The organism is Parachlamydiales bacterium (genome assembly GCA_041671045.1).
Lineage (GTDB): Bacteria > Chlamydiota > Chlamydiia > Chlamydiales > JABDDJ01 > JABDDJ01.
This window is the reverse complement of the sequence record JBAZCF010000004.1, coordinates 163328-175494: the sequence shown is the minus strand read 5'-3', so window position 1 is coordinate 175494 and position 12167 is coordinate 163328. Positions and strand designations below refer to the sequence as shown.

The window sequence follows — 12167 nt, the reverse complement described above, 5'->3', positions numbered from 1 at the left end:
TATAACAAAGATAACGGAATATCATGTCTATAACGATTGTTTCGGCCGTCTCTACTATTTCCCCTATCCATCAAAATCCCTTAATCTCATCTTCTTCTCCTTCTGCAGAAGCTATCCCTATAGTACATAAAGGTAAATTTCATCCCGTTGAAACACCAGAAGATCAGGAAATTGCAAACGCTCTCCCCTATTTAGATGAAACCTATTCCTTAAAAGCCGAATATTTAAAGCCTCTGCCTCCTGAAGAAGCCCTGGAAGAAGCTGAGATCAATCTTCAAAGCATCTTAAATCGCACCTTAAAATCTACCAACAATTCCAAAACGATCTCGGACTTCTTAAAATCCCAATATGAAGCCTCTATAGCCCTTGGAAACCCCATTAAACATTTCAAGATAATCGGTTCCACCTCCCCAAAAGCTGCAGGAAAGACATATGTTAGGGAGCTACTGATAGAGGTGCCATCCTTATTGAATGCAAACACCGAAAAACGCCTTGATGTCTTACCTAAAGATTTAGACATACGCGCTGAATTTTCCAAGCCGGTAACCCAAAAACAGCTCTTCATTCTTAACACAGCTGCTTGTGCATTTATAGGGAAAGAGCTCAAATCTTCCATATCAGAAGAAGAACCCAATCTGCTTATTAAAATCCCTGAAGACCGTATTGATTATGGTTTAGGGTATTATAAGGAGGATAATTTCTCACTTTTTAGAAATAGTGCGTTCCATTTTGCTATTACACCCACAAGCTTATATGAAGACAAATTACATATTACCCCCCTTAGCAGATACCCCAACAGCCACCGGCGCGCATTTGCAGACTTACTGCTTAAAATCATGTACGATGATGAGGCCGCTGATAAAAATTACCTCGCCCTTCTAGGCCTTATTTGGGGCTTTCTTAACGGAAACAAATGCTATAAACGTTCTATGCTGACATCCTATTTGTTCGCTCATTCCAATAAATTTCAAGATAAAAAAAAATGGGCTCTCAATAAATCCCAAGATAAAAATAAATGGGCTTCCAATAAATCCCATGATAAAAAAAAATGGGCTTCCAAATTTGCAGAATACATCCATAATCATGTGATCAGCCATTCAGACATTACTAACGAGCAATCAGACAATACTAGCGAGATAAAATTTGTTCTATTCTTAGCCTTTGAGCTCATCTGCGAGAGGGAGGTAAATTTTCAAAAAGGATTGAAACCTTATACTCAACTTGCATTCAAAAAGTTGTTCTCGGAAAACACCCAAGCTAGTGATCCCCTTTTCAATGCACGGCATAGCGGAATTCCTGCTTCAGTCATAGCTCTGATGTTAAATGCAAGTATTGGGCTTATGCTGGCATGCCCCTCAATGCACAATTCGAAAGTCCATCTTACAAAAATATTCGATGAACCCTTCCTTGAGCTCATTCATGACACAGGCTTTAAAATCTTGTTGGAGTGGGACCCAAACGCCCTTGCTACCTCTACTGAAAGGGTTCATCTTTTTTTAGATGAATACTCTCCCCTCTTGATAGATATTTTTACTTCTGTATTTTCTTTATCCATTGCAACAGAAAGTACAATCCCGGTTTTTAGTAAATACAAAGAGCGCATTGTATTTGAAGCTGAAGCCCTTTTAGCCAAAGTTCAGAGCTGGGGCAAGCCTGAAAATAAGATACTCCAACTTATCGCCCTTTCTTTGTTAATGCAGCTGCGCGCTCTAGGGGTTCAGAAGGCTGAAGAAATCTTATGCATGACTATACTTCCGCATGTGATGAATGCAAATCATCCTCTGATACGTGAAACAGCAATACAAGTCGGAAAATCGTTATTATTATCAGTCAGCCCGAAACATATGCATTCCGTCATTTTAGGGTATTTAATACAGTGTACTCCTCAGGGTTGGATGCTTGCTCTTGCCTATAGCGGAGACCCGCAACTCAGTGCATTTGCGTTTGAACTGTGGAGGGTCCAGCTGATTGAAAAACCCGCATTTGAACTGAGGTTCATCTGCAGGATGCTTTTTTACTATCCTGAAACCGCTATTGATGAATTGCAGACTGCTGTAAACCAAGGGACGTTAGATACAACTTCCTTAAAATATCTATCCGATAAACTTAGACTCCTTATGACTAGTGCATCACATAAGATTTCCTGTTGGTGCAAATTATATGATTTATGTTCACATCGGACGATTAACGTTTCCTTTGAGGAGGCACCCCTTCGAGACAACTATCTAAAAGCTTTCATTAAATTAAAAAAGACATTCAATAGTCAAAATCCCCAACAGTTGGAAGAATCTTGTCGACAAGGCATTTTGCTTGCCGATGAAATATCAAAATTGGGATCGAAATTTCCCTGGAAAAATGAATTTGCATCCGTTGTAGAAATATTCAAGAGCAGGCTTTTCAAACAGCTCGTGCCATCTTATTTAAACTATTGGAGGCGTCTTTTCATCTTATTAGATGATGAAACACCTGAAGTTATATCTAAAAGATGCCTTTATGCCTTATCAGAAATGGCTACGGATTGGCTTTCGGTAACTCCGATCCCCTCAGAAAATAATTTAGAAGTATATCGTGTCATCTTGAAAATCATCGAAAAGTTCACCGAAATACAACCCTCTGCACCTAAACTATATGCTCTTCTTTTGAAGGCTCAAAGTCACCCTTTATTTAAGGATGTCACTGCAATTGATCTGCTGAGAAATGAAACGATAAAATTTCTTCAGAACGTGGGAAATAGTTTTTCATTAACACCCCTACTAACACCTGCCCTGAAAAGGGATAGCAATCTGATCAATGAATCTAATTACGTTCTATTTCTAGAAATTGCCCGTACATTGGTAACAGAAGACACTCTTGAATCACTAAATCTATCCACAGCCATAGCAAAAACTCTGGCCACTTTGAAAGCACATACACCAGCGTCCAAGGAATGGTCTGCTTTTTCCAATCATCTACTACTTTCCGCAAGACATAGAGACGATGCAAAACTTCATCAGGAAAACGCTTTATTAGTTTATGAAGAGTTAAAAACAGACTGCCTGCTGGAAGCGCTCCAAATCGAGGCCTCTAAGAATGTTACAGTTGCTAATCCCACTTTCATAAGCCTTTACAATAGAATGAAGACTTTCTCGACATCCCAAAGAGAATTATATATTTCCCTAGCCCTACAGCAGATTTCAGCTAATCCAAATGTTTACTTAGAGTGGTTCCAAACGGCAAATGCCACTCCTTCATTTAGCAATTGTGAAACTTTTAGTCTTATGCTGGCATTTATGGAGAAAATACCTGATGACCCTGCTCTGCACCTGCTGGTTGTACGCGCTGCACAGAAACAAAATATTCAGAAAAGTGCTGCTAAGACTGACGAGTACGAACCCCTATTAAAGATTATTTCTTTACTATTGAATGGCAATAATCTCATCCCTTGGAAATTCCTCACTTCGATCAAACACCTATTTCCTAATGACAAACGCATAACGAAACACTACGAATATAATTTAAGCGAAGCCCTGAAAAATAATGACTATAACCAGTTAATCGTTTACCTGCTGGATTCTAATAATGAAACATCTTCGGATGAAAGCAAAATTATCTCTCTTAGAACACTTTGGGCAGATTTTACTTTTACCCACCCCAAAATGCCGGATCTCATAAAAAAGTACGCGCCTCTTTTGAACGGCTCCGATTGGGATTGCTTGTGGAAATGGGTTGAACACAAAGGAAAAAAAACTCTAGCAGTCCATACGTTCGCAATTTGGAAGACATCTTCCCAGCCAACATCAAATCAAACTATTGTGGCACTTGGCCTTCATGCACCTTCAGAACTCATAAGTTTATTTGACAGCCTTAAAGACCTATTTAAGTGTCTCCGTGCTGAGACAACGATTCCTCCTGACAAAAGAAGAAATATCCTTTGTAGACTTTTCCAATGCACAGAAGCTTCTTCCGAAGATTTTATTCTTGAAGTGCTTAACGAGGCAGGACGCTATAAATTTAAACCTGCGCTGCAACATTCTATTTTACAAGTTCTTATTCCGCTTGCTTTTCAGAAGAACTATCAAAATGTATTGATTGTGTGCTGCGCATATATTTTAATAACGGTTGAAAAGCATCCTAAATACAATAAACAATCCATAGACCTTCTCTTCGACAATGCTACAAAATGGCCAAAGAAACTAGATGCGCAATTAGCCATCCATCTTTTTAAGATCTTTGAAAAATCAAAAGCCCTCTATAAACAGACTGTTCTTGCAGGATTTTTCCCTTGGATCGTCCAAGCAACCTTCCAAAATGGGGACATTCAAAAAGCAAAAGAAATTCAAATCAGTTTTATATCCTCCTACTGTGCAAAATATATTAAAGAGATCCCTAAAATACTTGCACCTTACGTTTTTAATATTTTAGAAGAAACTGCACCTCTTTCTGCAGTCATAAACTGTCCCTATATTTTTCCTTTACTGCATAAGGCCTTAGGCAAATCAGTACAAGCCCGCTTGGATTCATTATGGTATAATACCTTGTTTGACATGCTCCATTCCGCCCATTCCCACACAGACCCTTTCTATGATGCCCTGATGATGCATCTCATTATCTATTTCAATAACCACCCTCTATTATTTACAGAAGCTTTTAAGTTAATCCAGGCTGCTGTGGAGGTAACTGTATCCCGTATTTTGGCTTCACGTGATTTTACTCAGCAAATTAAAATACATACCGATTTTGAAATTACCTTCAGTCCTTTCAAAGATATGCCTAGTCATATGAATCAGTTGAACAATCTTTTCTTAGATGTATTATTAAGCCCTAAAGGATTTTTAACCCCGTCGCAATATTACAATTTAAACAGTGGAAACGCACAAGATCTTGATAAAAAAACTTTAGATGCACTTGAGCAATGTTATGATCTTACTGGTGCACAAAGTCAAATTGCATTCATAGACTACCTCTTCCAGTTAAATCTTAAGTATTATAATGCCCTGAAGGATAACTTAGATTATATAAGTGTTCTTAAAGACTTACTCGAAAGGCTTTTCTTTCATCCTGCTATGGATGATGAGAAGTTATGCCGCAGAGTTATCCCTATCGCTGTGGGCATATTATCTTTGTGTTTGAAAAATCAGCTCTATCCTTTGAATAATGAATATCATCGCCTTTTGAGCTTCTTCTTAAATAACTTAGATACAGACAGTCAAGAAATTAGACTCACCACTTTTGAAGAAAACATCTCCTCTTTCTGGCTTACATTTCATTATTTACGTAAATCACATCCTGCTTGCTTAAGCCGTTCGATTCACAGGCTTTATTATTTCGCTTTTAGGGACTTTGAAAACACCGATGTAAACACTTTTTCAAATGTTTACACTACCATTTGCGAGCTTCTCCCTAATACCTGCAAGCCTGTCGCCATGTCTAGATTGACAAAATCACTTTTCTATTTCTTGCAAATACACCCTTCCCATCGTACCGGGATAAATTTTACTTTAGGCACAAACCTTCTATGCCTTGGTTTCCAAAAATTTGCGGTTCTTGTTTCCCATAACCCCCCGGATACTACTCTGGAGACAGAAATTCTGTTCAAAGAGGTGGAGTTCTTTTTAAATACTATTAATCTTAATAACCCCATTGAGTGGCCTAATTTCATCGAAATGACTGTAGAGAAAATCTATGCTGCAATCATTGAAGCCTCCCCACTTAGCGATAACCTCCTCCCTATTTTCAGCCACTTTCTGAATTCTATATTCGCTTCTACAATGAAATATGGAACTATGGAAGAGAGAAAAACTTCTTTTAGAAATATCTTTACACTAGCGAATGATACCTATTTATCCATTGAATGTTCCCGCTTAGTGCACTGCAGTATTAATCATCCCAGCAAAGTTTTTGCTAATCCGCGGAGCCTCTTAGACATCCTTCCCCAGAGTATGCACGAACATATTAGTTCCTGCATTATAGAAAATAAACCACCACCCTCATGCAACTCCCAAATCCTCGTTCAATTGTTAATTCCCCTTGAAAGTATTTGCAAGCTTAGAGAACAGCAGCAAACTCCGGCAAATAATTCTAAAATAAAAGAATTGATAGAAAATGCCATGGGATACTGTTTAAGTATAAATATGTATGATCCCTCCTACAGCAATGGCTTCAGATATAAACTTGAAGTCCTTGTTCATTTGTTCCTAATCTCCTTGTCAGATTCCGGCTTTAATTTACGTGCAAAAACATTTGCTAATGTGCTTTTTAAGAGGAAAGTTCTTAGCAATCCGAAGGTAATCGTCCATCATTCCACGAACAAAAGCTATTTTGTATTTAAACATATTGCCGAACTATTGGTTGAAAACTCTTCCGGCGATGCATCCTATTACAACCAAAATGTGATATGCAGTGTAGTCAATACACTGACCCAGAATATTTCTATTCACTTCTCATCCATTTATAAGCCGGGAAGCCTAAGCAGGTACTATTGGGTAAACGATCCAAAATTCGCATTCCTTCTCCTGCTTTTGGAAACTGAAATAGATCAAGCGCACCGCTATCCCGCTAATGAAAAGAAACATACAGCTGCTGCATTTTCATTATTTCAAAAAATGCTAACGCATACTCCTAGACACGGTAAAGGACTCTACTTAGCCTACAACATTCTATTGATGAATTTCGAAATCCATCGCCTCGGAGAAGATACTAATATTAATAAATATAAAGAAATGCAGAGTAAGATATTTAATTCAAAATCAGTGGACAAGTATTCTCTACTCTATTGTATGTCAAACCTTATTTTCGAATGCAATAGGATCTATAACATCAAAGGGATAACCCCTAACATCTCTTTCGCATTGTTAGATTGGAATAGTCGATCGCAGAAAGAAATAATAAATGAAGCAGGTACTGCCTTTGTCAATATATGGACTTATACTACAGCAAGGGAGTGTTGGGGAAATGTTTACATCCATATGTGCCTGCTAGCAGGATTACAAACATATCTTTATAAAGCAGACTCCCCCGGCCTCGTTGAGATGTATGCTTATATTTTTAATACTCTCCTTCGGATGCTGGACATATCAGACTATATCCCTCATGCAGCCTGCAAAGGACTTTTTCATTTTCTTGATAAACAGCACATACAAATATTCAAATATGATCAGCTAAAACAAAAATTGATGAAAATCCTCTCTAAACTTATTCAAACTAAACCTAAAGATAGAGAAATAGAGGACCGAATTGAACTTGAGCTGCTGGCAATTTTAGATATCTGTATTGAAACCCAGGTATTTAAGGGGATTGAAGATTCGCATCAATTACAAAATTATTTTGAATATTTACTATTAAATCAAATTTCCTTGCTTAATACCCCTGGAGATATCGAACCTAAATTAAGAGGCTGGATGATTTTAACCTCATTTCTTTGGAAGGAAACAGAAGATAATAATGAACTTTACCTAGACCAGAACAAGCAAAATGCATGCCTTAAATTATGGGTAGAAAGTTTAATGAATGGAGACGGGCTTGCATTGAATCTACTGAAATCCTTCATTGATGAGCCTAAGCTTTTAACTATTGCGGGTATTTCTGAACTTAAAGTAAAACTCGACTTAAAGTTAAAGAACGCCCCTCTCCTAGATCAGGATACTCAAATTATAATATCCATGTGCAAGAAACTACTGCATTTTACCAAAAACAAATTACAGGTTGTCCCTAACTAAAATAACGTCCATCAGCCTGTCACATAGTTTGTGACATCTTCGGATATGTTGCTCTTCAAATCGAATGCCACAATCTCTCTAGGTATCCAGCGTCTTTTCAGCATATCCATTTTCATAAACATAAGAATAACAAACTTTTCGGGATCTTTAGCCTTCTCAGTAAGAAGCCGGTCTTTCATAAGATTGAACTCCAGCCTTTTTTCCCACCATTCATCATACTCAGCCTGGGTGAAGGCTTTGCCTAGATTCTCATTATAAACCTGCAAAATGGTTTCTTTATCATAGCGATATTGACCGGCAATCGCTTCAAAATATAGAAAAATCGTTGCGTTAATTAATCTAAAAGCATCACGTGGAACAGTATATATACCTTTTAAGAGGGTCCATCCTCTAGAAAAATACCCCTGCTCTTCATTTCCGAATGCAGTAAATTTTAACGAAGTCATAGCTGCTTTCATGACGTCTAAAGTAGTTTTATTCAGTTCAATAGCGTCTTCTTTACTCCAAGGAGAAGGTGAGAAAAATGCGTGCCTATAATAGGGAAATAATGTTCTGACAAAATATCCTAAAGGAGGGATATACTCTACAGTACGATCTTGCCCAATATTACTCTCATCCAACCCTAACCCCGGTTGTATAAAACTGTAAAACTCGTTGTAGATATGCACATCGGACATGATATTGAATCCCAAAAAACTTCCAAAGTTTATCGGTGCATATTCTTGGATCCGATCATACCATGTATGGACAATCTCCATTCTTTTCTGCTGTAAACACTGCTGCAATCGTGTTTTTAGGGATGTACACTTCTGTGCCGTATTAGTGATCACCATACTATAGCAACGATTTATGGATTGTTGCATCATGAAGAATGAATAGTCGCTACCGTTCATAGCTAATTCGAGAATAATTTTTCTCTTCAGGTCCCTCTGTTCCGCGGTTTCCTGAGGCATATATTTAAGAAAGGCAACAACTTGCAAAGCACGCTCTTTCATCTCATCGATACTTCTAAGATCTCCTGCAGGCCGACTACCACCTTCTAGATTTTGAACAAAGAGTGCTAATTTCAGGCGCGCTCTTTCAATCAAAAAGCGTTTACCTTCAGGTCTAAAATCGGGTTTCTCAGGATTTAGACTAAATAACGGTCTATTCTCTTCGCCCGCCTTCTTCACAAAGGATCTTTCTGTTCGGATGATCGTATTCATCACATTGGGGGGAGTAAGACTAAACAACTCGACAAAATATTCGATGGTCGCTTTATCATTCAGAATGGATTCTTCAAGGACTTTAAAGTTGTCTTCATCCTCCCAATCTATTCCTTTGAAGCACTCCTTAAAATCTTCGAAGGAGGCCCCGGTAGTATCTACATCCAGAGTAGGCACTACACCCAAATGTTTGAAATCAATTTCAACATCCTTTTTACAAATGCTTAAGTCCAGATCTTGACTGAGTTCATTAGATTTGGAGGAGGCTAATGTTTTAAGATGCGGATAGTACCCGCCATAGGTAATATAGTATCCATGTACTGCTTTATCCATAGTGTTTCTGAGGAAACGGATAATCCCAGGAATAAGCTCATTTATCAAAATTGCCCCAGCTGCAAGTTTTAATGCTACGGGACTTAAAGATACTAAAACGCCTATAGCGGACAAAGACGGAAGGCACTGATTAAATAGTTTGCTTACTCTTTGTCCAAGTCGATTGTTCCTATCCAATAAGCCTATGCCAATTAATGCAGCGGAAGCTATCGCCTCAACCTGGAATCCTTGGTAGAATTTAAAGGCTGCAATCGCAATTTGCCCTGCTTGAATCACATTTCCGGCATGCTTGACAGTGGCATTTGTAAGCTGCCTTAGTTTATGGAAATTCTGATAGCTAATTTCATTTTTTATAATATGGTAGGGTGCATCACAGACTGAAGTTCCTGTAGAAATTTCAGAGTTCTTCATCATAGCGCTAAAGAAGATCAAAGCATGAGCAGCATACGAAAGCGTGGAAAGGGAGAATTGGATGGGCGAAGATACAACCGTATTTTGAAATAGAGTCCCCAAAATCTCAGAGAACTGATTAAAAGTTTGCCAAACACCTGCTTGCTGATAAAGGCTGGCCAGATAATAGCTTCTTCCCTGGAAAAAAACCTTTTCATTGCTCTGAGCTTGAGACACAAGGGCGCCCTTAGCTATCCCATTTCCTGCTGCACTGATCCAAGCAATATTATTAGTCATAATCAATTCATTTGTTAAAATAAATAATTATAACAAATAATTATTAATAAATTGTTAAGATAAATATACATATTTATTTAAAACAGATACTAGTTATTCCTTTTTAGGAAAAACTAATGAAGCTACAGCACTCAAAGTTAATACCAAAGCTACAATACTTAGAGAAATAAGATTAGGAACGTGATAGTACCCTTCCATGAAAATTTTAACTGCGATGAAAAAGAGAATAATTGCCAATCCCTGATTCAGATAATGGAATAGCTCCAGTAAAGAACTCATAGCGAAATACAAGGCCCTCAGACCAAGCACAGCAAAAATATTAGACGTATAGACAATATAAGGGTCTTGCGTAATCCCCATGACAGCCGGAATGGAATCTATGGCAAAAACAACATCCGTTAATTCAATCGCTAATAGCACAACAAGGAGTGGTGTAGCATACAACTTACCATTTTCTTTCACTAACCAATGTCCATTGCGATAACCCGATGTCACCCTAAGCCTACTTTGAAGCCAATCTACAACCTTGGGAATTTCACCCTGTTCATCTTTAAATAACAGCTTGTAAGACATTACAAGTAAGAAGACTGCAAAGATATCTAATATCCAGCTAAACTCCTTAATGAGGGCTATGCCAACGAAGATAAAGATAGCACGCATGAGGACAGCACCAATGACCCCCCAGAATAGAACTTTCCGTCGGTATTTCTCTGGCGTTTTGAAGGTTCGGAAAAGCACTAAGAAAACAAACAAGTTGTCCACACTTAGCGCCTTTTCAACTAAATACCCCGTAAAGTAGTTGGATGCATCTATAGGTCCACGCTCTTCCCATATCCAAAAACCATATAAAACAGCTACCGTGATCCAAGCTAAGCTAGCGTAAAGGGAAAACTTGATTCCATTTTTCCCCTCCATCTTCGGAGATACCAACAGATCAATTGCAATAGCAATAATGATCAAAATATGGAATATGATCCAAGGGTATACTTCAGCAGAAAATATCATTGTTGGGAAGCAAGGCTCCACTTAACGAGCATTTTTTCGTAGGAGCCATCTCTAATCATTTTTTCCAAACCCACATCAAAGCGTTTTATCAAATAAGCTCCGCTTGTCCCTTTTTTTGCTACCAATCGAATGGAGTCTTCTTGAGAAGGAGCGGTCACTATTTTAATTTTTTTGGAATATACACCTTGTAGATAACGTTGAGAGGACACGAAATCAATGATCACAGCATCGATCCGATTAGCTGAAAGGTCCTCTATCGCTTTTGAAATACGGGGATAGGGTGTAAATATAGCATCTTTCTGTGCAATCGAAGATTCTAATGCTTGTTCTTTTAATATACCGATGATTTTGCCGTCGATATCGTCAAAGCTTTTGATTGTAGAGTCTATAGGAACTAATAAAACATATCCTAGGATATATAAGGGTTTTGAAAACTCATATTTCTGACGGTTGACGACATCTGCAGGCATAGATGAAAGAGCTCCTTCCCAATTTCCGCGTTCCAACCCAAATATTAAACTTTTCGAGGTCACATCAAAAATCTCCAGGTGAAGATCCTCCATTCCGGAAATCTCATCAAAAAGATCATTGGTAAAGCCCACCATGTTTTGTTCTTTACCGCCTAAGTCTAATGGATACCACGTCACATCCCTGCCGATGCGGAAATAATCTTTTCTCATGGCTTCATCTGAGCAGGAACGCAAAATCCCCCATAGGACTAACAACCCTAATATTATAAGCAAGGGTATACGTACAAAAGGCTTACGATAGTACTCAAAAATATTATTTAACGAAAAATTGGCCATGTTGGTTGCGTATTCCTTTCTTCCCAAATTACTATGTGATTTTTATCGGCATCCAATAACAATAACGCCTTTCCCCCTCTCGGCAGTGACATAGATGTGGGGGAAATCGATCCACCCAATGGCTCGACAAGTTCTTTTAATTTATCCACAGATTCTACACGTATATAAATAGTCGCTTGCTGCTCCGGGTCTTTAATCGGTATAAGAGTGCCAAGTATGCCTTCTTCCCCACTGATTTCGTAACCGCTTATCCCCTCTTTCACCATAGGGACAAACTTCCAACCGAAAAGGGACTGGTAAAAATGGATGCTTTTATCAAATTGAGACGAAGGCAAATCAAAAGCTCCGGCCAAAGGTTTATTTATCTTTTTCATTGTTCTGTGTAGAGCACCCTTGTAGATAATAATTTTTCATGTTAACAGACTTATAATTCTAAA

Annotated in this window: 5 protein-coding genes; 1 reads left to right on the top strand and 4 read right to left on the bottom strand. The window is 38.2% G+C overall.

Features of this window, described 5'->3' with window-relative positions:
• Positions 1–23: 23 nt before the first annotated feature.
• Positions 24–7694, top strand: coding sequence for a hypothetical protein (locus WC222_06810; protein MFA6916089.1), 7671 nt, complete (start codon positions 24–26; stop codon positions 7692–7694).
• 11 nt (positions 7695–7705) lie between these two features.
• Here WC222_06810 and WC222_06805 read toward each other — a convergent pair whose 3' ends face one another.
• The 4 genes from WC222_06805 to WC222_06790 all read right to left on the bottom strand — a co-directional run bounded on the left by WC222_06805 (position 7706) and on the right by WC222_06790 (position 12104).
• The gene (locus tag WC222_06805) at positions 7706–9919 is read right to left on the bottom strand and encodes a hypothetical protein (protein MFA6916088.1); all 2214 of its coding nucleotides are present in this window, start codon (positions 9917–9919) and stop codon (positions 7706–7708) included.
• 93 nt (positions 9920–10012) lie between these two features.
• Entirely contained in the window at positions 10013–10924 is a 912-nt protein-coding gene (locus WC222_06800) for a TerC/Alx family metal homeostasis membrane protein (GenBank protein MFA6916087.1), read from the bottom strand.
• Complete coding sequence (locus tag WC222_06795) at positions 10921–11730, bottom strand: transporter substrate-binding domain-containing protein (protein ID MFA6916086.1); 810 nt, start codon at positions 11728–11730, stop codon at positions 10921–10923. Before WC222_06795 ends, WC222_06800 begins: the two co-directional genes overlap by 4 nt.
• On the bottom strand, positions 11712–12104 hold the full coding sequence (locus tag WC222_06790; protein ID MFA6916085.1) for a hypothetical protein: 393 nt from the start codon (positions 12102–12104) through the stop codon (positions 11712–11714). The genes WC222_06795 and WC222_06790 overlap by 19 nt, the downstream gene beginning before the upstream one ends.
• Between the last annotated feature and the right edge of the window lie 63 nt (positions 12105–12167).

Excerpts from the sequence above, each read along its gene's own strand:
- WC222_06810 (MFA6916089.1), top strand. The coding sequence starts at position 24 with ATGTCTATAACGATTGTTTCGGCCGTCTCTACTATTTCCCCTATCCAT.
- WC222_06805 (MFA6916088.1), bottom strand. The coding sequence starts at position 9,919 with ATGACTAATAATATTGCTTGGATCAGTGCAGCAGGAAATGGGATAGCT.
- WC222_06800 (MFA6916087.1), bottom strand. The coding sequence starts at position 10,924 with ATGATATTTTCTGCTGAAGTATACCCTTGGATCATATTCCATATTTTG.
- WC222_06795 (MFA6916086.1), bottom strand. The coding sequence starts at position 11,730 with ATGGCCAATTTTTCGTTAAATAATATTTTTGAGTACTATCGTAAGCCT.
- WC222_06790 (MFA6916085.1), bottom strand. The coding sequence starts at position 12,104 with ATGAAAAAGATAAATAAACCTTTGGCCGGAGCTTTTGATTTGCCTTCG.